This is a genomic window from Streptomyces sp. CT34, from assembly GCF_000805335.1.
Lineage (GTDB): Bacteria > Actinomycetota > Actinomycetes > Streptomycetales > Streptomycetaceae > Streptomyces.
In genome coordinates this window covers 236,886-261,552 of the sequence record NZ_KN708638.1, presented here as the reverse complement: position 1 = coordinate 261,552, position 24,667 = coordinate 236,886, and the positions used below count along the sequence as shown (strand labels likewise).

Below are 24,667 nucleotides of genomic sequence, written 5' to 3'. Positions count from 1 at the left end.
TGTCACCCGCCTCGGCCGCCATCACTGCCCCACCGGACGCAGTCGCAGGCCCTGCATGCCGCCGTCGACGGCGAGGGCGGTGCCGGTCACCGAGGCCGCGCCGGGACCGGCAAGATAGGCGATGGCCGCCGCCACCTCGTCGGCGGTCACCAGACGGCCCGTCGGCTGGCGCGCCTCGAGCGCGGCGCGCTCGGCGGCGGGGTCGGCGGCCTGCTCCAACAGTCGCCCCACCCAAGGGGTGTTCACGGTACCGGGGTTGACGCAGTTGACGCGGATCCCTTCGCGGACATGGTCGGCTGCCATCGCCAGCGTCAGCGACAGGACCGCGCCCTTGCTCGCGCTGTAGAGCGCCCGCTGCGGCAGCCCGGCCGTCGCGGCGATGGAACAGGTGTTGATGATCGAGGCGTGCGCCGATTCCCGGAGGTGGGGCAGAGCGGCGCGGGTGGTGCGCACCATGCCGAGCACGTTGATGCCCAGCACCCGCTCCCACTCCGCGTCGTCGTTGTCCTCGACCGTGCCGATCGCGCCGATCCCGGCGTTGTTCACCAGGATGTCGATGCCACCCAGGTCGGCGGCCACTTCCGCCACCGCCGTGCTGACACAGGCGTCGTCCGCCACATCCGCGGTGTAGCCGCGCAGTGGCGCCGTCGCGGCAGCTGGATTCAGGTCGAGAACCGCCACGGCGGCGCCGCGTGCGGCGAGGAGCCGGGCCGTGGTCAGACCGATGCCGGAGCCGCCGCCGGTGACGACGGCCTTCAGGCCGTGCAGTTCTCCGTCGTGGTCGGTCGCGGTACGCGTACTCATGCCTACGCCTCCTTGCCGGCGGCGCCGTCGGCCGCCCAGAACGTGCCGTCGGGGTAGCGGTAGTCGTCGATGGACTCTTGCCTCATCTGTGCCGAGAATCCGGGCGCGGTCGGGGTGGCGTAGCGCCCTCGCTCGATACGGACCGGGTCGATGAAGTGCTGGTGCAGATGGTCTACGTACTCGATGACGCGGTCCTCGGTCGTCCCCGAGAGCGCGACGTAGTCGAACATCGAGAGATGCTGGACGAGTTCGCACAGTCCGACTCCGCCGGCGTGCGGGCAGACCGGCACCCCGTACTTGGCGGCGAGCAGCAGGATGGCGAGGTTCTCGTTCACTCCGCCGACGCGGGCGGCGTCGAGCTGGAGTACATCGATCGCACCGGCCTGCAGGAGCTGTTTGAAGACGATGCGGTTCTGCACATGCTCGCCGGTGGCGACCTTCACCGGGGTCACGGCCTTCCGTATCGCCGCATGGCCGAGGACGTCGTCCGGGCTGGTGGGCTCCTCGATCCAGTACGGGTCGAACTCGGCCAGGGCCCGGGTCCATTCGACGGCCTCGTCGACGTTCCAGCGCTGATTGGCGTCGATCGCGATGCGGATGTCGGGGCCGACAGCGGCGCGGGCGACACGGCAGCGGCGTACGTCATCGTTCAGATCGGCGCCCACCTTCAGCTTGATCTGCCGAAACCCGTCCGCGACCGCCTGCCGGGCGAGCCGGGTGAGCTTCTGGTCCGAGTAGCCGAGCCAGCCAGGGGATGTGGTGTAGCCGGGGTAGCCGGTCGCGCGCAGCCGCGCCGCGCGCTGCGGGGCGCCCTCTCGGCCGCGTTCGAGGAGTACGAGGGCTTCGGCGGGGGTCAGCGCGTCGGCGATGTAGCGGTAGTCGATCTGACCGGCCAGCCACTCGGGCTCGGCGTCGGCGAGGAGTTGCCACAGGGGCTTGCGGGCCCGCTTGGCGGCGAGGTCCCATACGGCGTTGACCACGGCACCGATGGCCATGTGCATGATGCCCTTTTCCGGTCCCAGCCAGCGCAGTTGGCTGTCACCGGTGAGGTCACGGCTCACCGAGCCGGGGTCCGCGCACAGCGCGTCGACCGGCCGGCCGACCAGGTACGGTCTCAGCACCTCGATGGCGGCGACCTGGATGTCGTTGCCGCGCCCGATGGTGAAGGTGAAGCCGTGCCCTTCGGCGCCGTCCTCGGCGTCGGTGCGCAGCACCAGATAGGCGGCGGAGTAGTCGGGGTCGGGGTTCATCGCGTCGGAGCCGTCGAGCTCGCGCGAGGTGGGAAAGCGGATGTCGTAGGTGTCGACGGCGGTGATCCGGGGAGGGTCGGGGGGCATCGCCGTGGGGGAGCCGGCAGTCACGGGCACGGGGGCCTTGTGCATGGGTGGGGCCGCTTTCATGGGATTCACGGGCGTCACGCTGCCGCGAACGTCTGGCGCTGGCTGCCGAGGCCGTCGATGGACAGGTCCACGGTGTCGCCGGGACGCAGATAGGGCTGACCGGGCAGGCCGAGGGCGACGCCCGCCGGGGTGCCGGTGTTGATCACGTCGCCGGGTTCGAGGACCATGTACCGGCTCAGGTAGTGGATGAGATACCCGATCGGGAAGATCATGTCCTTGGTGTGGCCGTGCTGCCGGACCTCGCCGTTCACCGCGAGCCGCAGGCCCAGCGACGGCGGCCGGCCCGCCTCGTCGGGCGTGACGAGCCAGGGCCCGAGCGGGTTGAAGGTCTCGCACGACTTGCCCAGATCCCACTGCGGGGAGAAGTCGAGCTGGAACTCCCGCTCGGATACGTCGTGGCTGACCGCGTACCCGGCCACGCACTCCAGTGCCTGCTCGGCGCTGGCCAGGTAGCGGGCGCGGGCGCCGACGACGATGGCCAGCTCGACCTCCCAGTCGGTCCGGGTGGAGCCGCGCGGGATGAGCACCTCGTCGTACGGGCCGACGACCGTGCCCGGGTCCTTCATGAAGACCACAGGCCGCTCGGGGAGGGCGGCCCCTGTCTCCGTCGCGTGGTCGCGGTAGTTGAGGCCGACGCAGACGACCTTGCCGGGACGGGCGACGGGGGCGCCGGTGCGCAGTCCGGTCGCATCCAGTTCCGGCAGTTCGCCGGCTTCGCCGGCGGCCCGGACCCGTTCCGGGCCGCCGGCGGCGAGGAAGGCGCCGTCGATGTCGGCGGTGAGGCCGGACAGATCCAGGAACCGGCCGTCATCGGCGAGGAGGGCGGGGCGCTCCCGCCCGGGGTCGCCGAGGCGCAGCAGTTTCACGGGGTTCTCCTTGCTGGGTGCGCGGGTGATGCGCGGGCACGGGGGCTTCAGCCGACGCAGACCCCTCGGGCCCGCGCGTGTGGTCGGGTTCAGTCCTGTGCGCGGCCGGTGGTGACACGGGCGATCACGAGCGCGACGAGGATGATGCCGCCGTAGATCGCCTGGATCCAGAAGGACGGCACCTGCGCGAGGGTCAGCAGGTTCTGCACGACGCCGAGCAGCAGGACACCGGTCAGGGCACCGAACATGGTGCCTTTCCCGCCGTCGAGGCTGATGCCCCCGATGACCGCGGCCGCGAACACCGTGAAGATCATGTTCTGGCCCTGGTTGGCGTTGATGGCGCCGACGTAGCCGGTCTGCATCAGACCGCCGATCGCCGCGAGAACACCGGCGACGACGAAGACTCCCAGCATCACGCGCTCGACGCGGATGCCGGCGGCGCGGGCCGCGTCCGGGTTGCCGCCGATCGCGTACAACGCCCGTCCCCAGCGGTGGTACCTGAGCACCAGACCGGCGATGCCGAAAGCGGCCACCGCCACCCATACCGACATCGGAACGGTGAGGAAGGTCGTGGTCGCGAGGGTGAAGAAGGCGTCCGGCATACCGAAGAGGGTCTTGCCCTCGGTCGCGCCGACCAGCAGGCCGCGCAGGATGATCAGCATGGCGAGCGTGACGATGAACGCGTTGAGCCGGAACTTCACCACCAGGACACCGTTGAAGGCGCCGACCAGCGCACCGGCCACCACGATCGCCAACAGGCCCGTGGCGACGGGCCATTGGGTGCCGAAACCGGCGCCGGTCGCGGGCAGTACGAGCAGCGCGCCGAGTGCGGGTGCGATGCCGACGACCGATTCGAGGGACAGGTCGAACTTCCCGGTGATCAGCACGAGGGACTCGGCGAGCACGACCATGGCGAGGGCGGCCGAGGCGCCGAGGACGGAGATGAGATTGCGTTCGGTGAGGAAGGAGTCGTTGACCACCGCGCCCAGGACCAGCAGGGCGAGGAGTGCGGGTACGAGGGCCAACTCGCGTGCCCGGCGCAGCAGTACGTTCTTGGGCGTACCCGGCGGAGTGGCCGTGGACGAGGCGGTCGTGGCGTCCCGCAAGTGCGGGGCCTGGGTGTCAGCCACGGTCAACTCCTTCGATCGAGGCGATCAGCTCGTGGTCGTTCCAGCCGGCCGGGTGCTCGGCGACGACGCGGCCGTGGAACAGCACCAGGACGCGGTCGCAGCGCCGCAGGTCGTCGAGCTCGTCCGAGACGACGAGCACCGCGGTGCCGTCGTCGCGGGCACTGTCCACCCGGGCGAGCAGTGACTCCTTGGACTTCACGTCTACGCCGGCGGTCGGGTTGATGAGGACGAGGAGGCGGGGGTCACGGGCCAGGGCGCGGGCCATGACGACCTTCTGGGCGTTGCCGCCCGACAGGTCGGACACCGGCTGCTCGGGACCTTCGGCGTGGATGTCGAGACGCTGGATGAGGTCCCTCGCGAAGGAGCGCTTGGCAGTGGTGCCCACCAGGCCGTATCGGCCGAGCCGGTCGAGGACGCTCATGGTGGCGTTGTCGCCGATGGTCATCCCGGACACCAGGCCCTGTTCGTGCCGGTCTCGGGGGACACAGCCCACACCGGCTCGCAAGGCGGCGGAGACGTCGCCGAACGGCAGCCTCACGCCGTCCAGTTCCGCCTGCCCCGCGGTCGGGGTGTGCAGCCCGGCGAGGCTCTCGGCCAACTCGATCTTGCCGCTGCCGCTGGATCCCGCAAGGCCGACCACTTCACCGCGGCGGATGGTCAGGTCCACGTCCCCGAACACGCCGCCGGCGCCGGTGAGTCCGCGTACATCGAGACGTAGGGGCGCGTCGGCGGGCGGGGCCGGGCGGGCGACGGCACCGCTTTCCGCCGCCGTCTCACCCGCCGCCGTCTCACCCGCCACCGCCTCGCCCGCCATGGCCTCGACGAGGGCGGCGCGCGGCAGGTCCGCCACCGGCGCGGTGGTGATCCAGCGGGCGTCGCGCAGCACGGTCACCGTCTGGCAGACCTCGTACACCTCCTGGAGATGGTGCGAGATGAACAGGAAGGTGACCCCGGACTCCTGCAGGCTGCGCATCCGGTCGAAGAGCCGCTCGATCTCCCTGTTGTCCAACTGCGCGGTGGGTTCGTCGAGGATGATGAAGCGGGCACCGAAGCTCAACGCCCGTGCGATCTCCACGAGTTGGCGGTCCTCCACCTTCAGCTCCGCGGTGATGGCTTCGGGCGCCACGCGTACGTCCCAGGTGTCGAGGAGTTCGGCGGCCCGGGCCTGCATGCGGCGCCAGCTGATGAAGCCTCCCCGGCCGGTGGGCTGCCGGTTGATGAAGAGGTTCTCGGCGACCGTGAGGCCGGGGACGACGGTGGGCTTCTGGTAGACACAGGCGACCTTGCGGCGCCAGGCATCGCGGTCGGCGAGCGGCGGCGCCGCTTCCCCGTCGAAGCTCACCGTTCCCGCGTCGGGAGCCTGCAGCCCGGTGAGGATCGAGACCAGAGTGGACTTGCCCGCGCCGTTGCGGCCGACCAGGGCGTGGGACTCGCCGGGCACGACGGTCAGCCGGCCGTCGCGCAGCGCCACGGTGGGCCCGTAGCGCTTGACGATGCCCTCGGCGGCGACCAGCGGGCGGGTCATGGTGTCGACGGCGCTCACTTGACCGTGTTTCCCCACAGCTTGGGGTCGTCGACGTTGGCCTGGGTGACCAGGGGCGCCGGCAGTTGGTCTTCGAGCATGCCGTTGGGCAGCTTGACGATGGTCGAGTCGTGGTCCGTCGGGCCGGGCTTGAACGTCTTCCCGTTCATGGCGGCCTTGATGTAGTCCATGGCGTATTTGGCGTACGAGTCCGCGGGCTGGGAGACGGTGGCGTCGATCTGGCCCTTGCGGATGGCGTCGAACTCCTGCGGGATGCCGTCGTTCGAGACGATCGCGATGTGCCCCTGCTCGCCCGTCTTCTTCAGCATCCCCTTGGACTTGAGGGTCTGGAGGGTGGGTGCCAGGTAGACGCCGCCGGCCTGGAGGTAGATGCCCTTGATGTCGGGGTTGGCGTTCAGGAGCGTGTCGAGCTTGGCTGCCGCCGTGTCGGACTCCCACTTCGCGGGAATCTCCAGGACCTTCAGGTCCGGGTAATTCTTCCGGACACAGGTCCGGAACGCCTCGGAGCGCTCACGCCCGTTGACCGAGGCGAGGTCACCCATGATCTGCACCACTTTGCCTGATTTAACCGTCTTCCCCAGGTACTCGCAGGCCTTCTGGCCGTACGCCGTGTTGTTCGCCCGTACGACCATGGCGACCTTGCCCTTGTCCGGGGCGACGTCCACGGTGACCACCGGGACACCCTTGCGCTCGGCCTGGTCCAGGCCCGCGGCGATCGCGGCACTGTCCAGCGGGGCCACCACAAGACCCTTGACGCCCTGGTTGAGCTGGTTGTTGATGTCGGTGATCTGCTGGGACGGGTCGCTGTTGGAGTTCACCGTCTTCAGGGCGTCCACACCCTCCGACTTCGCCATCTTCGGCACGTAGTCGTTGTACGACTGCCAGAACGGCGACGTGAGCAGGGGCAGCACGACACCGACCTTGCCCTCGCCGCCTCCTTTGCCGCCGGCGGCGTCTTTCGTGCTTCCGCACGCTGCGAGGGCGAGTGCGGCACAAGCGGCCGCGGCCGCCGCGCGGGCTGTTCGCGAGGGGATTCTCAGAGTCTTGCCGGCCATAGCTGCGGCTCCTCACCGATGGCTCTGCGCTGAGTCATGGGGGTTGCGGGATGCAAAAGAGTTGAACGGCCGGGTCGCTTCACCGGCCGGGCACGACTATTCATCGGACCATTCGGCCGTGTCAATGGGCGCTCGGTGAATTTTCCGCCAGACAGAGCCATAGTGGTCCGACCACTTGTGGAACTAGACTCCGCGCAGCGAACCAGGGAGGCGGAAGTGGAGACGCGTGCGGAGCGGGCGGTGGCACCGAAGGGAACGGTGACCCAGCGCGCCATCGACCGGATCAAGTCAATGATCGGGGAGGGGCTTCTGGAGCCGGGGCAACGCCTGCCCACGGAACGCGAGTTCGCGGCCCGACTCGGGATCTCCCGCAACTCGATGCGTGAGGCGGTCCGCGCCCTGACCGCCATGGGCGTACTGGAGGCCCGACACGGCTCGGGGATCTATGTGACCCGGCTTGAGGCGGGCGACCTCCTGGAGACCTTCGGTGCCGTCGCGGACCTCTCGCCGGGCCCGCGACTGCTCGAACTCCTGGAAGTACGCCGGGTGTTGGAGTCCACCGCGACGGCCCTCGCCGCCGCACGCATCGACGCGGAGCACCTTGCCGAGGTGGCGCAGCACCTGGAGGCGATGCGGGCGAGCGCCGACCCGGAGGAGATCCTCGCGCACGACGTCGCCTTCCACCGGGCGATCGCGAGGGCCTCGGGCAACGAGTCCATGGCGGCCATCCTCGAAGGGCTCTCGTCCCAGACACTCCGCACGCGGGTGTGGCGCGGCTACGAGGAGGAGGGCGCCTTCGAACGGACCCACCTCGAACACACGCGGATCTACGAGGCCCTGGTCGACCGCGATCCCGGCTCGGCAGGCGCCGCGGCGTCCGTGCACGTGGCGGGGGTCGAACGGTGGCTGAGAAGGCAACTGGACGGCGCATAGCCGCGCACACCGACAAGGTCGCCGACAACCTCCGCGCGGACGAACTGCCCCTCCGCAGGCTCTTCCTGCGGAGGGGTGAAGGTGGGGGAGACGGCTCTTGTCGTCTCCCCTCAGCCGCGGTCCTAGCCGACTTTGTTGCCCCACAGCGACTTGTCGTCCACCGTCGCCTTGGTCACCAGCGGGGCGGGCAGTTGGTCCTCCAGCCGTTGGGGAGCTCGATGATGGTGGAGTGGTGGTCGGTCGCTCCTGGCTTGAACGTCTTGCCCGCAACTGCTGCCTCGGCGTAGTAGAGCGCGTACTTGGCATAGAGGTCGGCGGGCTGAGAGACGGTCGCGTCGATGTTCCCCTTGCGGATCGCAGCCAACTCCTGCGGGACGCCGTCGTTGGAGACGATGGTGATATCTGCCGCCGGCGCCCGAGCCGGTGGCGGTATCGCTGCCGCCGGTCGCAGGCGGTGGCGAACGCGGCCAGCGCGAGCACGGCGGCGACAGCGGGACCACCGGAGGGAGCCGATGGGGCCCTTTCGCTCGCGTGGAAGCTATGGCACAGTCACGGCGACCCCCGGATCGAGTTGCAGGAAGCCGGTGGGTCGAGGCTTGGCGACTTCAAGACGGCACATCATCGTTGTCGCTGGCGTGGCTGGCGTGGCTGGCGTGGCTGGCGTGGCCGGCGTGGCCGGCGTGGCCGGCGTCGCTGGAGGCGATGAGGTTGGCCGGTGCCTTCGCCATGGCCAGAGGCAGGTCACCGCTCATGCCGATCCCCGCGCTTCCTCGTCTGCGGCCCGGAGTTGACGACCCTCGCAGTCGATGTCCTGCTGATCAGCGCTCGGCCGGAGTTCACACGGCGTTGGTTTCCACTCGCTTCGATGCGAGCTGCGGTAGCCGTCTCTCTCCCTCCCCGCCTGTCCATTCCCATTCTGAGGAGCTTCCATGGCCCCCGATCCGATCACCCCGACCCCCGAGTCCGAGTTCGGCGACAGACCCGGGACGACGACCGGTGCCACCCGCCGCCGGTTCCTCCAGGGCGCGGGGGTCGCCGCCGGGACGCTGGTGCTCGGCGGGACCGCCGGGGTGGGCGGCGCCCACGCCGCTCCGGAGCCCGGTCACGTCTTTCCGAAGGGCTTCAAGGGCGATATATCCGACCTGAAGCATGTCGTGATCCTGATGCAGGAGAACCGGTCCTTCGACCACTACTTCGGCACGTTCCCCGGCGTGCGGGGCTTCAACGACAAGCAGGCGCTGCGGTTCCAGGACGGCACCACCGTCTTCCAGCAGAAGGACGGCAACGGCAAAACCGTCACCCCGCAGGTCGACGACGGAGCCTGGGGCAATGACCACGGAGCCTGGGGCGACGTCGGCCATCGCAACTGGGATCTGTGGGTGCAGCACAACGGTGCCAGCTGTATGAACCACCACAGCGACGCCTACATGGGCTTCTACCGTTCGGTCGCCGCCCAGTACACCATCGCCGACCAGAACTTCTGCTCCGAGTTCGGGCCGACCGACCCCAACCGAAAGTACCTGTGGAGCGGTACCGCCAACAGCGAGACGGGCAACGTCGACGAGTCCAACTACTCCCGTCCCTGGATCACGGTGGCCGAGCAGCTCCAGCAGGTCGGCATCGACTGGCGGCTCTACTCCGACAACAGCGGCAACGGGCGACAGGGTTACCTCAGCACCTGGGTCGGCGACTACGGCGACAACGAGCTGAAGTACTTCAAGGGGTTCGACCCGGAGGGGCTGAGCGCCGACGACCCGAAGCTGCGGCCCGGCACCGGGCTGATCTGGCGCGGCAACGCCACGTACTACTCCGGCATGACCTCGCCGAACGACGACTCCGAGGAAAACCTCGGCGCGGTCCTCAAAAACCTCCAGGACGCCTGCCGGCCGGGCGCGGAACACCCGCTGCCGGCAGTCTCCTGGATCGTGGCGCCGTACGGCTGGTCCGAGCACCCGGACGCGGACACCCTGCACGGCGAGCGCTACGTCAAGAAGGTGCTCGACATCCTGCAGAGCAACCCCGATATCTGGAACCACACCCTCTTCATCCTCAACTACGACGAGAACGACGGGAAGTTCGACCACGTGCTGCCGCCGTGGCCTGAGCCCGGCACGGCGCGCGAGTACGCCGGCGACTACCCGCTCGGCTTCGGTCCGCGGGTGCCGATGCTGCTGGTCTCGCCGTGGACCCGCGGCGGGTACGTCGCCTCGGAAGTCTTCGACCACACCTCGACGATCACGTTCCTGGAGACCTGGGCGGCCCACCTCGGCAAGCCGTTCCGTTGCCCCAACATCAGCGACTGGCGGCGCTCGATCGCGGGCGACCTGACCAGCGCACTCGACTTCGCCCACCCGCAGCCGGGGCCGGCCACCTTCCCGGATCCGCTCGCCGAGCGGCCGGTGTCGATCGCCGCCGACCACATGAAGGCACGTCCGCTGAGCTTCCATCCACACGCGACGATCTCGGAGGACAGCGCGTCGAGGACGGTCACCGCCAGGATGACCCTGACCGGCGGCCCGAAGGACAAGGCCCTGAGCTTCCAGGTCTTCCCCGACAAGTACCAGGCGTTCTCCAACACGCCGTTCACCGTCACCGCGCGCAAGTCGCGCGAGTACACCTGGTACACCAAGGCCACCGACGGCAAGTACGCGTTCTCGATCTACTCCAACGACGGCTTTGTGCGCTCCTTCGCCGGCCAGGTCGCACCCGCCGGCAAGAGGGACGGTGGCCTCCCGCGCGTCGAGGTCGACCTGCTGAAGGGCGAGGGCACCAAGCACGAGGCTCAGGTGAAGCTCACGTTGCACAACGACGGCACCAAGCCGGTGGACTACACGCTCACCGCCAAGGACTACCTCGGCGGTACCCAGAAGGTCGCGGTGGCCCACGGCGAGACGAAGGTCGTCATGTGGCCCACCCAGGAGGGCTATTACGACGTGGTCGTCACCGTCAACACCGACACCACCTGGACGCAGCGCTACGCCGGCCGGATCGCCACTGCCGAAAAGGACTGATCGGCCAGGACATCCGTGGCGAAGGCGGCCAGCCTGGCCGCTTTCGCCACGGTGCTCGTCGTGCTGGTCGCGACTCCGCTGCCCGACAAGGGGATCTGACCGGCCCGGCACGCGCGACCAGATCGGTGTCATAGGTGCGGGGCCCGAGGGAGGCGGGGCCCAAGGGCTGCGGTGAGCGTCCGGTCCTCCGTCATGAACGTGCCTGGACCCGGGTCGAGTTGACGCTTGCTTGCGGAGAGCCAGTGGGTGGCGCTCTGAAACGGCCGGCCTTGACGCGACCTTGTGCGACGGCGAGAGCACGATGCTCTGGGAGCGGGGCGCTGACGGCTTGAGTGGTGTTCCGCAGGGACAGCCGCCATCTCGCGTCAGATGCGCCGGTCCGGCGACGTGTCTACTGGTTTCGGACCCTGTTCGTGTGTGCTTCGCCCACTGTTCACGGGGCGCGCCTCCAACAGTTTGATGCGTGCCGCCAATCTTCCTGCCGACAACATCTCGTCGACTGGAGTGTGGAGCATGCGCAAAACGGCCTTCGGCTGGAAGAAGACCACGGCGGGCGCCGCGGCGACGGCGCTGGCGATGGGGGGCGCCTTCATGGGGGTGGCCGCCGCGTCGCCTGCTGAGCCGCGGCAGGACGAGGGTGTGCCACAGCACGTCTTCTACATCATGATGGAGAATCACGGGGAGTCCCAGATCATCGGCAACACCGCCGATGCGCCCTATATCAACCAGCTCGCCACCAAATACAACACCGCATCCAATTTCCACGGGGTCACCCACCCCAGCCTGCCCAACTACCTGTCCGCCTTCTCGGGGTCATTCCAGGGCATCTGGGACGACTGCAAGGCGGGAGCGACGGTGACCTGTCCCCCGGAGGAGTTCGTCCCGGGTTCGGGCGACGCGACCGACAGCGCTTCACTGACGCCCGCCCAGGTGGCCAGTGCGAGCAAGACGCCGCACATGTTCTCCGGTCGTAACCTCGTCGACCAGCTGGAGGCGAAGGGGCGGACGTGGAAGGCGTACATGCAGTCCATGCCGCGGGCGGGCTTCGAGGGCGAGTACGCGCCGGGCGACGTCAACGGCACCACGGTGAAGCTGTACGCGCAGAAGCACAACCCGTTCATGTACTTCTCGGACATCAACTCTCCGGGCAACCCTCGGCTGAAGCAGGTTGTGCCGATGGAGAAGAACTTCGATGCGGACCTGGCCTCGGGCAGGGTTCCCGACTTCTCCTGGATCAGCCCCGACCAGTGCCACGACATGCACGGGATATCCCCGAGCGCGGCGGCGATCGTCGGCCTCCCCGACTGCGGTACCCCCAACTCCGGCCTCGATCATGGGGCGATCCGGCTCGGTGACAAGTTCCTCCGCGACGCGGTCACCAAGATCATGAACTCCCCGACGTGGAAGTCGAGTAACTCCAGCATCGTCATCAACTGGGACGAGAACGACTACTCCGGCTACTCCGGAGGGCCCGGCAGCCCGGTGGGGGCGAAGGGCGCCGTGCTCGGCGGCGGGGACGCGCCGCTGATCGTGATCAACTCCCACGGCGGCCCGCACAAGGACTCCAACGTCCCCGCCGACCACTACACCGTGCTCGCCACGCTCGAGCACATGTGGCACCTCGGCTGCCTGGAGAACACCTGCTCGCCCCGCACCTCCGGCTCGCTACGGGATCTGTTCGCCCGCTAGACGACCGATTCCAGGAGATCCCTGCGCGCATGACATGAGGCGAGGGAGTCCACGGTCAGGCCGTGAGGCCGGAGTTGGACTCCCTCGCGACCCGAGTGCGCGCGACTGCCGACGACCTGCCGAAGGACTCTCCCCTCGACTCTGCGTGTGCCCATATACCAATTCTGAGCCATCCCCACGAGCCGTTCTCGCGGGCCGGGCGCGTGACCGGTTCGCGGATGGAGCGAATGGTGGGCGGGCGCCCGCGCCGCTTCGGCGCACCGGTCGCCGTGGCGTCGCTTGAACAGGTCGCGGTGCCGACGCCGGATCGTGTCCGGGCCGCGCGTCTGCCCGGCGTCACCACCTGCGGTACCGGGTACGAGACCCGCCCGCACGCCGCGGGGCACGGCATGGGTGACATTCGACAACGGGTTGCGCACGGCTCTGTCAATTGTCCCCCATGCCCGCGATCATGAGCCGTCCGTACCGTTCCTGCATCTTCGGTGGTCGCCGCGGCGCATCACGGGACCTGAGCCGGGGATCAAGGTGGTCACGACACCGAGGGCATCGCCCCCTGGACGCGGAAGGCGGCTCCTATGGCACTCGGCATGGGTTGGAAACTCCACGGGGACGGCAGAACACCACCTCCTGGTGAGGTGGTCAGGCCGGACGAAAGACTCTCCTGGGGCCGGACCTTGGGCCTGGGGGCCCAGCACGTGGTGGCGATGTTCGGCGCGACGTTCGTCTTCCCCGTGGTGATGGGGCTCGACCCCAATCTCGCGATCATGATGTCGGGCGTCGCCACCGTCATCTTCCTGCTGATCGTGCGGGGCCGGATTCCGAGTTATCTGGGGACCAGCGCGGCGTTCGTCGGCGCGGTGGCGACGATCCGAGCCTCGGGCGGCAGCAGCGCGACGGTCACCGGCGCGGTACTGGTCGCCGGAGCGGCGCTGACTGCCGTGGGCGTGGCGATCCACCTGGTGGGCGCGCGGCTGGTGAACCGGGCTCTGCCGCCGGTGGTGACCGGCGCGGTCGTGATGCTGATCGGTTTCAACCTGGCGCCGGTGGTGGCCCAGGTGTACTGGCCGCAGGACCAGTGGGTGGCGCTGCTGACGATGGCGGCCGTGGTGTCGATGACGGTGCTGTTGCGCGGGTTCTGGTCCCGCATAGCCGTCTTCCTGAGCCTGGCCTTCGGCTACCTGCTGTCCTGGGTGCTGGACCGGACCACAGGCAAGATCACCTCGGTGCCGGCGGGCAGCGTGGACGGAAGGGCGGTCCCGCATTTCCGGGTGAACTTCGACGCCGTGCGCCACGCCGACTGGTTCGGCCTGCCAAGCATGCACACCCCCGACTTCAAGACCTCGGCCGTACTGGTGGCGCTTCCCGCGGTCATCGCGCTCGTCGCCGAGAACGCCGGCCACGTCAAGGCCGTCTCGGAGATGACCGGAACCGACCTGGACGGCAGCCTTGGCCGGGCCATCGCAGCGGACGGCCTGGGCACGGTGATCGCCAGCTCGGTCGGCGGATCGCCCACGACGACGTACGCCGAGAACATCGGCGTCATGGCGGCCACCCGGGTCTACTCCACGGCCGCCTACTTCGTGGCGGCCGGTGTGGCCGTCCTGTTCGGCCTGTGCCCCAAGTTCGGTGCGCTGGTGGCGGCGACCCCTGGCGGAGTGCTCGGCGGGATCACCGTCGTCCTGTACGGCATGATCGGCCTGCTGGGCGCGAAGATCTGGATCGAGAACAAGGTCGACTTCGCCCGACCGCAGAACCTGGTACCGGTGGCCGCCGGACTCGTCATCGGCATCGGCGGGGTGGCCGTGAAGATCTCGAACGACTTCACCATCGGCGGCATCGCCCTCGGCACGATCGTGACGGTCGCCGGATATCACGCCCTGCGCCTGGCGACCCCCGCCCACCAGGTCGACGGTGTGACCGGGGAAGTGGCCGACGACGCGGCACGGCACCAGGAGGACCGGAGCGGACCACTGCCCGCGGGGCGGCCCGCCGAGGCCACCGCGGTGAATCCAGGCGACCTGGAGTAGGCCACTGCTCTCCGGTGGTGCTGATGGTGGCACGGCACCACCAGCACCACCGGGTGGCACACCGCACCCGGCACAGACCGGATCGCATCAGGAGAGGCAGCAACGTGAAGCCGCCGGCGGAACAGACGACCCCACCGGGCAGTTGCACGGGACCATCGGCCATCTCCGCCTCCGGCTGCGCGGCCTGCACGACCAGCCGCCCGGCACCGAACCACCCGGCCACTATCCACCCCCACCGGGCCCGGCCCGGTTGATGGCCTGGCTCGACAGCGGCCGTGCCCCGCGCGCCGGCGCCGGTTTCCATCACCGGCTGCGGGAACAACTGGGCCCCGCCAGGTGGGAGAAGCTGCGCGACTTCACCCACCACCTGCGGCATCCGCGGCCGACGGACCGTACCGGCACTGTGCACGGCTGGTTCTCCGTGGGACGCATCATCGTGGTCGATTCCACCGACGCGACACCCCGTGCCTGCGTACTGTCCGGCTTCGAGGCGACACAGGGCCGTCCCGAGACCGACCTCGCGTGCCTGATCGGCGAATTGGAGGAGTACCGGAAGGCTGCCGAGCGGGTGGGCGCCGACTGGCCGGTGCTCGATACGCTCCAGCACATGTTCCTCGCGCACTACGGGGCAGGGTGGGAGCCCAGCACACTCGCGGCCGGAGACGTGGTCCGTGTCGCCACGCAACGCCCTCCACCACGGACACGCCCCCGGCCACCCCGCCACGGTGGACATCACCGTGACAGCCGACGGAACCGTCACGGTCGACGACGCGGGACCAGGCATCTCACCTGCCCTGGCCCACTCCCTCTTCCAACGTTTCCACAGCGGCTCCGGCTCGACCGGCCTGGGCCTCTCCATCGCCTCCTGGATCGCGCACGCCCACGACGGCACCCTCACCGTCGATCCCAGCGCGCACGGGGGCGCCCGCTTCATCCTCAAACTCCCGGCCCTGGGGCGCTAGATGTGCTGTCCCGCCGAGCCGGAACTCCCGGCCCTGTCCGCTCCCGCAACAACGACGGCGCTCGGCGAGAATCTCGCGTGAGCCGTCAGCCGTCGTCGAAACGGCCAGATGCCCGCGCCCAGGCACGAAGAAGGCCGCGAAGAAGTCGGCCCTCGGCGAGGCCCACGAGCCCGCGAAAACGATCCGCTCGCCCTGCTCGACGCCGATGGCACGGGCCAGGTCCTGACGACTGCGTCGGCGGCCTGGCCGCAGGTCCGGGCGAAGCCATGAAGAAGGCAGCCGCCATTGCCGCCCCCGTCGAGACGCTGATGGGCCCGGATCTACGGATTTGGGCCCATCCTGTGGGGACCGCCGAGCGGCCCATGACGAGCCGTGCCCTGGTTCGAGGGGCCGAGGCGTAGTGGGTGTTGGCGCCGTGGCAGGGTGAGCGCAGGTGTGGTCGATCGTGGTCTGCAGTTTGTGGGCCATGCCCCACCACACCTCGGCGCAGGCCCGTAGGACGCACGGGTCCTCGCCGGGGTTGGAGAGGTCGAGGCTCTTCTCGACCTGCGGTTGCCGGTCCTGCTGCGGGTTCTGCTTCTCCTGCTGGCCGGCCATGCCACCGGTCCCCGAACTGCTGCGCCCGCGCGGATTCGGTGTCCTGGTAGGAGGCGAGGTTGTGGTGCAGGCCGGCGGCGTAGTTCCGTAAGCCCGCGGACAACTTCTGGAGCGCCGTCGTCGTGTGGCGGGTCATCTCCACGTACGGGGAGAGGGTCCCGGTGGACTCGGACAGCACGCCGAAGGAGTCGTCCACGTTTTCCGCCCGCTCGGCGAAGTCGCCGATGCAGCCGTCGAGATGGCCGGCGGAGGCGGTGAAGTCCTTGGCCAGAGCGGTGACCGGCTCGGGATGGAAGGCGAACTGCTGATGTGGCAGAGCTGCCCCGCGATGACGTCGCGTGATCGTTACGCAAGCGAGCGCAGGCATAGGGAATCGGCTCATGCGCTTCAGTGACGAGGGATTTTCACGGACCTGACGCAACTCGAATGCCCATGGATCAGAAAGTGGGTCAGCTCGGCCGCTCGGAGCGAGGCCGGCAGTCCCGGTTGTTGTTGAAGGCGCTGGCTCATCCGATCCTTACCGGAAGATTCCGGCCCTTTCCTGTTCGGATGCCGTGGGACGCGCGACAAACCGTGAGCCGATGGCACAGCTCAACCGCTGGCCGCGTCAGTAGCTGTTGTCGTACCGAACCTGGGGATGGCGTTTTCGCCGGTATGTGCCCTCGCCGCCGGAACTGACCGTTCGGGGCCGGCCCGTCACTGACCTGTCGTCGGTCGATGGGCAGATCTACACGGGTACCCCGTTGAACGTCAGATTGATGGCGATGAAGTACGCGATGAGGAGCAGCACGGCCAGCGTCAGTGCCGGACGGGCGAGGCGTTTCGCCCACCGCGCCAGGCTGCCGGTGGCACGCACCTCCCCCTTCGAATAGGGCGCGTCTGGCAGGCGGAGCTCGCGCCGGGCGAGCGCTACGAGTACCAACGCCAGCACCGCCGTGCTCAGGCAAACGACGAGGAAGAGCATCATCGAGGACTGGTCGACCCAATACCCAAGGGTCGAGTCGTAGCTCGCCCTGTTGTATACCGCATGAATCGCCTGGGCAGCGGCCAGGATGACCATGATCACCGAGGTGACTGCCAGGCTCACAGCGGCGACCGCCAGCGCCGGCGCGCGCAGCGCCCTGGGACGCGGCTGGCGTTCGGTGTGAGGCGGCGGGCGCGGCGGTGCCGGTGGGACAGGCTCAGGCGCCGGTTGTGGCTTCTCCTCGACCTGTGGCGGTGGCTGCGGTGCCGACGGGGCGGTGGCGGGCTCTTCCGGAACAGGCGGTTCGACGGTCGGCGTCGTCTCGGCGACCGACAGCACCTGGGCCTCGACGTGAACCACCGCCTCTCCCACGACCCCCTTCAGCACGATGTCACCGCTGAGGTGGCCCGGGGTGGAGGTCTCGACACTGATGTCCAGCCCGTCGGAGGACTCCAAGGCCCGCAGCCAGTCCTGGTTGGGGTGTGGCGCGCAACTTCGGGCCAGCGGCGGCCCGAGCAACCGCACGGATTGGTGCGGTGACGGTGCGTGCTGAGCCACCGGCTCGAATTCCAGATGGGTGGGGTACGGCTTGACGGAGATCTCGCCCAGGGCACGACTGGCCTCTTCCGCCACGAAGCGGATGTCCTTGTGTGCCATCTCTTCCAGTGCCTCGCGCGCCCCCAGGGCGATGGAGAGGTCGGTGTTCTCCATGCGGGCCCTCAGTTCGGCGATGGCCCCGCGGCGGGTGTAGGTGTCCGGGTTGCGTGTGGCGGCGCGTACATCGTCCGGTATGGGCGAGGGGATGATCCGGCGTCGGCGGCTGCGCGCCAGATATACGTCGCCCTGGAGGTCGGCGCTACAACTCGGGGTCTGGTTCGGATTCTCCCGCCGCACCCGGTCGAAGACGTAGTGATACGCGTCGTCGAAGGAAACCAGGCCGTCCTCGTCGCGATCGGCTGTACCGTCTTTCAGGCCCTCGTAGAGCGCGCTGGTGAACACCGAGGGCTTTGCGCGGTTCTCGGCGAGCTGGGCGTCTTCGAAGGCGTATTCCCTCGAGTTGGAGGCGGTCATGACGGCACAGCCGCGCCCGCCGCCGAGGCCTTCGCCGGAGAAGGACTCCAGCACGTTGACGTCCCCGGAAGCCCGGGCTCTGGCCCCCCGGGGGAAGGCGCCGCCGTAACAGCAGTCCAGACAGAGGATGGTGCTTCCTGCCCGGGTGCGGGACATCTGCTGGCGTACAAAGTCAGCCGACACGGCGGTGGAGTCCAACAGCGCGGGTTCCGTGTCACTGGCCGCGAAGTAGAGCTCGCCGGATTCGCTCTTGATTCCGTGGCAGGAGAAATGGACCAGCAGGGTATCGCTCGGTCGGCGGCCGGAGAAGAACTGGTTGATCCGCCTCGTGATCACGTGTGCCGGTTCGTTCCGCACCACTTGTACATCGAACGCGCCGATCTGCGGATCTCCCAGTACCTCGGCCAGGGCCACGGCATCCTGCGCCGCGGACGGCAACTGCTTCAGCCCGTCGTCCTCGTACCTGTCGGTGGTGACGACCAACGCATGCCGGGAATCGTCCATGGTCATGTCCCAACGGCGGAGTGGCGGTGGATGAAGAGGTCAAACGCCTCTGTGACCTGCTCCGATGTCGCCTTGGAGAGCTCCAGCTCGTCGTCGTCCATCTTCAGGCGCACCGAAGTGCGCGCCTCACGGCAGCGGCCCAACCACACGCGGACGAGACAGAGGACCTGTCTGAGCATCTCGGCGGACTGGCCAACGGTCACCAGCAGGGCCCCTACTTCGAAGGCCTCCCCGGCTCGCGCCCCCGGCGGCGCCTGTTCCTCTGCCGGGAGGCGCGTCACATCGTCCACATCGAGTTGCAGCAGTTCCTCGCGCAGATGGCCGGCCAGCTCATCGATGTGACCGGCTTCGGCTCCCTCTTCCGAAAGGAGAATCTCGAGTCGATTTTCCACCGGATTACCCCCTCGTACGCATACAAGGGCGCTCCGGAGCGAACCATCAGCGGCTCCGGTGCCTCAACTCCAGTCTGCGTTCCTTCCTACCCGGGGGCAACGGCCCCTACCAGGCACTTGAGGTGGCTGGGGCCAGCCCTGCAGCAGCTGTTTGAACCTTCTATCGCCTGGACCGGGACCTCGCATCCGTATCTCCATCGATCAGAACCGCTCTCGTGATCGACAGAGATACGGCCTCTGAAGCACCTCGACAGTCCGCCAGTGGTCCGTCGCGAGCGCCTCCACCGTCATCCCCTCCCCGAAGCGCGGCACGATCGACCCCGCGCCCCGGACCTTCACTGCTTTGGCCGCCGGCACCGGCTCCGGTGCCTCCTGCATGGCCGCATCCGTCCCATCACCGGGGGGCGGCCAGGGCCGCGGCCAGCTCTCCTCCGGTGATCAACGGCGTTCCAACACCGCCTCGGCCACGGCGAGTTCGGCCAGGATCCGGTCCGCCTCCGCCTGGAGCTCCTTCACCCGCACCCGGTTGCGGTCCGGTGCATCGCGGCCCGCCACAGGCGGCGGCCGTGACCCTGGCCGCGCTGATCAGGCAGGACGCTGTCGCTTCTCGTGAACATCGAACGGACGGTGAGGCGGGTGCCTCCCGAAGTACGGACCGCCTGCTGTCGAGAATCGTGAACGGAGTCACGGGGCATTCCTGCTGCGGTGAAATCGATGTGTTCCACCTCCAACTGTCCAGCGTCGGGGGCAGAATGTTGGTGTGGCGACGGTGTACACGGTGCTTGCGGACCCTGAGTCCGTGGCTGCTGCGGAGCTGGAACGCCTGTGCCGTGCGCTGGACCTGACGCCTCTCGGCCGACCGTCCGTCGTCTTGGGCCGGGGTCGGTGGCCGGCCCGCGCGGAGGCACGCCCCGTCCAGGGCATTCTTCACCGAACCTGCTGACATGATGTCCCTTCTCATGCGATCCAGTCGCCGCCTCATCGAACCCAGTCCCAAAGAGCACGCTCGTGTGCCCGAAGCTCTGTGGATGGACTTGGATGACCTGCTGGTAGGCCACTGGAGCAGCTTCCCGTTTTCGTATGGCGCCATGGAAGTGTCTGAGCTCGGGTTCCTCGGTGACGGATGGGGATGGAGCTGGTGGTTCAACGTCGGCGCACTGTGCGTCACGCGCTTCAGGTGGCGGTGTCCGGAACCGGGGATTCTGGAACTGCGTACGGAGTGGACGGCACAGGGAACGCTCAGCCAGGCGGTCGGCCCCGCGACGTCCGCCTCGATGGAGCCGGCTGAACGGGTGGACGAGCTTCTGCCGACCGCGGCCGAGGACTTGTGGAGCGAGGACTACCGCGACCTGATCGCCCCGGCCTGACCTACCTACCGCCCCGTCGCCGGTCGCCGCCGCCAGGGCCCGAGCCGTGCGTCGTCATCTGCTGGGCGGGCCGGTCGGCCGAGGTGTGCTCGAACGTCCGGAACGAGCCGATCGGCCACCGGAATTGGCGCTCTTTCTTCGCAAAGGCGATCTCCGCGTCTTCGCGGTGGGGGAGCGGTGCGGCCGGGCCGGCGACTATTGGCCAGAGCGGGCGCGGTCGCTGTGGCGGCCGGAGCCCTGTGGGACTCCTGCCGCCCGTTTCTGTTCTCCCTCCGTGAATCTCCTCAGTGGCCGGAAATTTTCCGTTGACGCGTCGGGCCGATTTGTGGGGTTGCCGGACCGGGAAATTCCATATTTGGTCGGCGGTGAGGGAGAACCTGCAGGTAGACGGCGTTCACCTGTGCTATTCATCCGTAAGATCGCCTTCCTGGCGGTGGTTTGAGTCACTTCTTCAGTCGTTCTTGACGGGGAATGTCGCCATCCCTCGAAATGGAAGGAGTGCGCCGGACCGGAGCGTGGTCAGGTGTGGCGCACGAAAAATCGAACACCCAATGGAAAACGGAAGGAGAAGTTTCGTGCCGGAGAATGAGGAACTGTTCGAGGAGATGGTCATCCCGGAGTCGGAGACGGCTTTCGCGGGCCACAGCTGCCTTTGTTTCGTCACTGAATACGACGACTCGGAGAAGGCCGAGTAACAGGAAGAAGCCTCTCCCGGCCGGGCAGCGAACCGGCCGGGAGACGTCTTTCGGCCACCACCCACGGCTCTCCGAAGGCGGACAGAATTGGAAACCTCCCGGCCCTCCCCGCGTCCCACCGCCCGCCCGACGCTCCGTCCCGACGTACGGCTCATCGCCCGAGGCGACCACCTCTATGTCTGCGCCAGTACCGGCACCCTCCGTGTCCCCGTCCGGCTGCCCGGCGCGGATGACGACGGCGGGGCGATCACGCTAGAGGCGGTACCCGAGCGCGTGACCAACGGGTTGTGTGCCCGTGGCCTGGCCCACCCCGGGGACGGGCGGCTCGCGCACCCGCTCTACGGGGATGACGCCGCCCTGCGCGGGCGGACCGTCGCGGTGGCCGGGGACGGGCCGTTGGCCGGCGAGGCGGCCAACATCCTCACCAGGGCGGGAGTTCGCGTCGTGCCGGTCGACGAGCCCGGTGAACCGCAGGCCGCGGTCCTCCCGTTGAGCCTGCCGGAGGACGAACTCCGGCGCTGGACCCGCCTGGTCCTCGACGGCGGCACGGCCCTGGTGACCTATCTCAGCACCCCCACGCGCATGCTGCTCGCCACCCTCGACCCGCCCCGCACGCCGTGCCCGGTCTGCCTCGTACGGCGGATCCGCGCCAACCACACCTGGCAGCCGGTGGCCGGTCTGCCGATCGACCAGCTGCTGGGCGCGGCGGAGAGCGAGGCATGGCCGACCACCGCCATCGCGGCCGGTGTCCTGGCCCATGAGGTCCTCACCGCACTCGCCGCCCCCGAGGCCGGTACCGAACCGCCGGTACTCACAGAACTCGACCACGCCTCCCTGCAACGCATCCGGCACACCCTGTTCCACACCCCTGGCTGCCCCGCCTGCGGCACCGTCGCCGTTCCGCCCAAGAGGGACGAACCGGCCGCCGTGGACGCACGGGAGAGCTGGCGGTTGATGCGCGGTGCGGTCGATCCGCTGACCGGGCTGGTCCCCGAGCTGCGGGTGGACCAGGAGCAGGGCCCTGCGGGCGGTACCACCTACGCCCGGACGGCCGGGATGATCACCACGACGTGGTTCTCGCCGGTGGCTGCCGAGGCCCGCGGCGGGGCGGTCAAGAGCGATCCGGTCAACGCCCGGGTCTGCGCGGTGGGCGAGACCCTGGAGCGGTACGCGGCCGGGGTGTACGACACCGGCCGACTGGTCCGTGCCACGCTCGCGGCCCTCGGCGACGAGGCGGTCGACCCGCGCAGCCTGCCGCTCGGCTCCGCCAAGGAGTATGCGGAGCAACGCCGTTACGCGCCCTTCGACCCCGACGTGGAGATCGACTGGGTGGCCGGCCGGTCCCTGACCACCGGTCGCCCGCGGTACGTCCCGGCCTGCGCGGTCTATCTGCCCTACCGCTTCCCGCGCGCCCACAAGCCGTGGTTCGACCCGATCTCCACCGGGCTGGCGGCGGGCGGCTCGTACCACCACGCCGTCCTCGGCGGCCTGATGGAGATCGTCGAACGCGACGCCACCCTGGTCTTCTGGGAGAACCGGCTCACCCTCCCCAGCCTCGACCTCACCCACCTCCCCGACGGGCCCGCCCGCCGGATCGTCGAGCGGATCACCGCCGAAGGCGCGACGGTCACCTGCAAAGACCTGACCACCGACCTCGGTATCCCGGCCGTCGCCGTCCGATTCGCCGAGGGCACCGCCGAGCGGCCGGTCGTCATCCACGCCGCCCGCGCCGGCCTCGACCCGCACGCCGCATTACTGGGGGCGCTGGAGGAGGCATGCCTGTGCCGCACCGGCGCCGGCATCTGGCTCGAAGAGGCCGAGATCCCGGCCGCCGACGCCGCCCTGAGCAGCCTCAGCGAGTTCTGCCTCTACTACTGCGCGCCCGAGCGCCGGCACCACCTCGCCTTCTGGAACGACGGCCCCCTGCACCCGCTGCCCGACACCCGGCCCGCGGGCAGCCTCCAGGACGACGTAGCCGAGGCGGTCCGCCGGCTCGCCGCCCGCGGCTACGAGACGATCACCGTCGACATCACCCCCATCGACGTGGCCGAATGCGGCGTCTCGGTCGTCCGGACGGTGATCCCCGGCCTGTGCCCGCTCACCCTGCGCAGCGACTTCCACCGGCGCGGCGGCCCCCGGGTCTTCACCGCCCCGCTGGCCATGGGCGCCCGCGAGACCCCGCTGAGGGAAGATCAGCTCAACCCGATGCCCCTGCCGTTCCTCTGACGTGTCCCGGACGTTCCGGCGTCCTGAACTCCTGCCCTCTCCTCACCCGCGACCGTCCCGACGAAAGCGGAAATCACGTCATGAATGCCACCCCGGACAACACTCCCAACGGCACCCCGGACGCACCCTCCCACGACGCCAAATGCCACTACCGGCGCAACCCCGACCTGCTGCTGGAATGGGCGGAGGGCGGCGGCCCGGTCCTCGTCGACTGCCGCCGCTGGCGAAAGTTCACCGCCAAGCCCGCCCTCGTCGATCTCCTCAACCAGCTCGACCAGCCGCAGACCGCGGACCAACTCCACGACCGTTGGCGGGACTCCGCCCCCGGCGGCGACGTCCACACCCTCCTGGCCCGGCTCACCGCAGTCGGCATACTCCAGCGCCGTGCCCCCGACGACCCGGAGGGTACCTGGGCCGGGCCGGGCGGCGACGGCTGGACCCCGTACGAACTGGCAGTCCACGCCCGGTCCGGCCACGGCCCGGTTGCCGGTGCAGGCCAGGGCACTCCGCCGCCCGCCCGCCTGCACCACCCCGAGGCCGATGCCGTCATCGCCCTGCCCGACGGCTCCGACGCCCCCAGCCGCCCCCTCACCGAGGTCCTGGCATCCCGCCGCAGCGTCCGCGCTTACGCCGCCGAGCGCGTCCCACTGCCCCTTCTCGGTACCCTCCTCGACCGCTCCGCCCGCGTCCGCGGCTACCTGCCCCCGCGCGCCTACGAGCAGACCCAGCGTCCGGCGCCCTCCGGCGGCGCCCGCCACAGCCTGGAGATCTATGTCCTGGCCCGCGAGGTCGAGGGCCTGCCCGCCGGCGCCTACCACTACGACCCGTTCACCCACACCCTGCACGGGCTCTCCCCCTGGACGGCCGAGCTGGCCGCCCTCCAGCAGCGCACCGTCACCGAACTCGCGCTCCTGGACGCCGCGCCCCCGGTCAGCCTCTACCTGGCCGCCTGCGCCGCCCGCACCACGTGGAAGTACGAGGGCATGGCGCTCAGCCTGATCTACCGGGACACGGGCTGCCTGATGCAGACTCTGTCCTTGGCCGCCACCGACCTCGGCCTGGCATCCTGCCTGACCGGCCGTATGGAGTCCCCGGCAACCGCCCCCTTCCTCGCGCCGCCGCACCACGACCGTCTGATCCACGTCGGCAGCCTGGCTCTCGGCCTGCCCGCGGCCGGACCGGCCTCCCCGGTGGGCGTCCCGCTCGACGCCCAGCAGCCTCAGTAGCTGACGACACGGCACCTCACTGTTCGACCGGCCGAGCCGGATGGTGGGCGAGGACGGCGGCAGCGGCGCCGTCGGGCCGAATCGACACCGGCGTTCTCCCCAAACAGCAACGTCGGTCTCCAAGACCACAACCAGGTCGTGGAGACCGACGTCACGCAAAGGCCCCACATTCGCCAACAGGACCCACATTCGCCCATCAGCGTCC

At 69.2% G+C, this 24,667-nt stretch carries 18 protein-coding genes and 1 pseudogene; 9 read left to right on the top strand and 10 right to left on the bottom strand.

Going from position 1 to position 24,667, the window contains the following annotated elements; all coding sequences use genetic code 11:
* Nucleotides 1-21 precede the first annotated feature (21 nt).
* The 6 genes from RZ84_RS01215 to RZ84_RS01190 all read right to left on the bottom strand — a co-directional run bounded on the left by RZ84_RS01215 (nt 22) and on the right by RZ84_RS01190 (nt 6,798).
* The gene (locus tag RZ84_RS01215; RefSeq protein ID WP_052229670.1) at nt 22-804 is read right to left on the bottom strand and encodes an SDR family NAD(P)-dependent oxidoreductase; all 783 of its coding nucleotides are present in this window, start codon (nt 802-804) and stop codon (nt 22-24) included.
* A gap of 2 nt (nt 805-806) precedes the next feature.
* On the bottom strand, nt 807-2,141 hold the full coding sequence (locus tag RZ84_RS01210) for an L-fuconate dehydratase (protein WP_043268761.1): 1,335 nt from the start codon (nt 2,139-2,141) through the stop codon (nt 807-809).
* 77 nt (nt 2,142-2,218) lie between these two features.
* Entirely contained in the window at nt 2,219-3,070 is an 852-nt protein-coding gene (locus RZ84_RS01205; protein WP_043262747.1) for a fumarylacetoacetate hydrolase family protein, read from the bottom strand.
* A gap of 89 nt (nt 3,071-3,159) precedes the next feature.
* Entirely contained in the window at nt 3,160-4,176 is a 1,017-nt protein-coding gene (locus RZ84_RS01200; protein ID WP_241777996.1) for an ABC transporter permease, read from the bottom strand.
* Nucleotides 4,177-4,192: 16 nt separating this feature from the next.
* Nucleotides 4,193-5,725 (bottom strand): sugar ABC transporter ATP-binding protein, encoded by a 1,533-nt coding sequence (locus tag RZ84_RS01195; protein ID WP_043268759.1) that lies wholly within the window; start codon nt 5,723-5,725, stop codon nt 4,193-4,195.
* Between the two features lie 14 nt (nt 5,726-5,739).
* Nucleotides 5,740-6,798 carry a sugar ABC transporter substrate-binding protein gene (locus RZ84_RS01190; RefSeq protein WP_043262745.1) on the bottom strand — a complete coding sequence of 353 codons (1,059 nt, stop codon included), beginning with the start codon at nt 6,796-6,798 and terminating at the stop codon, nt 5,740-5,742.
* Between the two features lie 216 nt (nt 6,799-7,014).
* On the opposite strand from RZ84_RS01190, the gene RZ84_RS01185 reads away from it, so the two are divergent.
* A complete protein-coding gene (locus RZ84_RS01185; protein WP_241777490.1) occupies nt 7,015-7,731 on the top strand; it encodes a FadR/GntR family transcriptional regulator in 717 nt (238 codons plus the stop codon).
* A 122-nt stretch (nt 7,732-7,853) separates the two neighbouring features.
* Here RZ84_RS01185 and RZ84_RS01180 read toward each other — a convergent pair.
* Together RZ84_RS01180 and RZ84_RS38675 are read right to left on the bottom strand one after the other, a co-directional pair.
* Nucleotides 7,854-8,131 (bottom strand): annotated as a pseudogene (locus RZ84_RS01180) (sugar ABC transporter substrate-binding protein); the annotation flags it as partial.
* A gap of 205 nt (nt 8,132-8,336) precedes the next feature.
* Nucleotides 8,337-8,483, bottom strand: a complete 147-nt coding sequence (locus RZ84_RS38675; protein WP_157878732.1) for a hypothetical protein — start codon at nt 8,481-8,483, stop codon at nt 8,337-8,339.
* A 177-nt stretch (nt 8,484-8,660) separates the two neighbouring features.
* On the opposite strand from RZ84_RS38675, the gene RZ84_RS01175 reads away from it, so the two are divergent.
* From RZ84_RS01175 to RZ84_RS01160, 4 genes are all read left to right on the top strand, one after another.
* Nucleotides 8,661-10,742 carry an alkaline phosphatase family protein gene (locus RZ84_RS01175; protein WP_043262743.1) on the top strand — a complete coding sequence of 694 codons (2,082 nt, stop codon included), beginning with the start codon at nt 8,661-8,663 and terminating at the stop codon, nt 10,740-10,742.
* 513 nt (nt 10,743-11,255) lie between these two features.
* Complete coding sequence (locus RZ84_RS01170) at nt 11,256-12,431, top strand: alkaline phosphatase family protein (protein WP_043262742.1); 1,176 nt, start codon at nt 11,256-11,258, stop codon at nt 12,429-12,431.
* Nucleotides 12,432-13,006: 575 nt separating this feature from the next.
* On the top strand, nt 13,007-14,458 hold the full coding sequence (locus tag RZ84_RS01165) for a uracil-xanthine permease family protein (RefSeq protein ID WP_052229669.1): 1,452 nt from the start codon (nt 13,007-13,009) through the stop codon (nt 14,456-14,458).
* Between the two features lie 671 nt (nt 14,459-15,129).
* A complete protein-coding gene (locus tag RZ84_RS01160) occupies nt 15,130-15,420 on the top strand; it encodes a sensor histidine kinase (RefSeq protein ID WP_043262741.1) in 291 nt (96 codons plus the stop codon).
* Nucleotides 15,421-16,744: 1,324 nt separating this feature from the next.
* On the opposite strand, the gene RZ84_RS42205 is transcribed toward RZ84_RS01160, so the two are convergent.
* Together RZ84_RS42205 and RZ84_RS01145 are read right to left on the bottom strand one after the other, a co-directional pair.
* A complete protein-coding gene (locus RZ84_RS42205; RefSeq protein WP_078893478.1) occupies nt 16,745-18,562 on the bottom strand; it encodes a caspase family protein in 1,818 nt (605 codons plus the stop codon).
* The gene (locus tag RZ84_RS01145; RefSeq protein WP_043262739.1) at nt 18,559-18,948 is read right to left on the bottom strand and encodes a hypothetical protein; all 390 of its coding nucleotides are present in this window, start codon (nt 18,946-18,948) and stop codon (nt 18,559-18,561) included. The genes RZ84_RS42205 and RZ84_RS01145 overlap by 4 nt, the downstream gene beginning before the upstream one ends.
* Nucleotides 18,949-19,976: 1,028 nt before the next feature.
* Here RZ84_RS01145 and RZ84_RS01140 point away from each other — a divergent pair.
* The 4 genes from RZ84_RS01140 to RZ84_RS01130 all read left to right on the top strand — a co-directional run bounded on the left by RZ84_RS01140 (nt 19,977) and on the right by RZ84_RS01130 (nt 24,462).
* Nucleotides 19,977-20,315: a hypothetical protein gene (locus tag RZ84_RS01140; protein WP_157878731.1), complete on the top strand. Its 339-nt coding sequence runs from the start codon at nt 19,977-19,979 to the stop codon at nt 20,313-20,315.
* Nucleotides 20,316-20,890: 575 nt separating this feature from the next.
* Nucleotides 20,891-21,010 carry an azolemycin family RiPP peptide gene (locus RZ84_RS37765; RefSeq protein WP_107068054.1) on the top strand — a complete coding sequence of 40 codons (120 nt, stop codon included), beginning with the start codon at nt 20,891-20,893 and terminating at the stop codon, nt 21,008-21,010.
* An 87-nt stretch (nt 21,011-21,097) separates the two neighbouring features.
* Entirely contained in the window at nt 21,098-23,236 is a 2,139-nt protein-coding gene (locus RZ84_RS01135) for a YcaO-like family protein (protein WP_043262737.1), read from the top strand.
* 80 nt (nt 23,237-23,316) lie between these two features.
* Complete coding sequence (locus RZ84_RS01130) at nt 23,317-24,462, top strand: SagB/ThcOx family dehydrogenase (protein WP_043262736.1); 1,146 nt, start codon at nt 23,317-23,319, stop codon at nt 24,460-24,462.
* Nucleotides 24,463-24,667: the final 205 nt, after the last annotated feature.

Bases quoted from the DNA above. Each gene is read 5' to 3' on its own strand.
- RZ84_RS01165 (WP_052229669.1), top strand. From the start codon at position 13,007: ATGGCACTCGGCATGGGTTGGAAACTCCACGGGGACGGCAGAACACCA.
- RZ84_RS01130 (WP_043262736.1), top strand. From the start codon at position 23,317: ATGAATGCCACCCCGGACAACACTCCCAACGGCACCCCGGACGCACCC.
- RZ84_RS01175 (WP_043262743.1), top strand. From the start codon at position 8,661: ATGGCCCCCGATCCGATCACCCCGACCCCCGAGTCCGAGTTCGGCGAC.
- RZ84_RS01215 (WP_052229670.1), bottom strand. From the start codon at position 804: ATGAGTACGCGTACCGCGACCGACCACGACGGAGAACTGCACGGCCTG.
- RZ84_RS01140 (WP_157878731.1), top strand. From the start codon at position 19,977: ATGGACTTGGATGACCTGCTGGTAGGCCACTGGAGCAGCTTCCCGTTT.
- RZ84_RS01170 (WP_043262742.1), top strand. From the start codon at position 11,256: ATGCGCAAAACGGCCTTCGGCTGGAAGAAGACCACGGCGGGCGCCGCG.
- RZ84_RS01190 (WP_043262745.1), bottom strand. From the start codon at position 6,798: ATGGCCGGCAAGACTCTGAGAATCCCCTCGCGAACAGCCCGCGCGGCG.
- RZ84_RS01210 (WP_043268761.1), bottom strand. From the start codon at position 2,141: ATGCCCCCCGACCCTCCCCGGATCACCGCCGTCGACACCTACGACATC.
- RZ84_RS42205 (WP_078893478.1), bottom strand. From the start codon at position 18,562: ATGACCATGGACGATTCCCGGCATGCGTTGGTCGTCACCACCGACAGG.
- RZ84_RS38675 (WP_157878732.1), bottom strand. From the start codon at position 8,483: ATGAGCGGTGACCTGCCTCTGGCCATGGCGAAGGCACCGGCCAACCTC.
- RZ84_RS01195 (WP_043268759.1), bottom strand. From the start codon at position 5,725: ATGACCCGCCCGCTGGTCGCCGCCGAGGGCATCGTCAAGCGCTACGGG.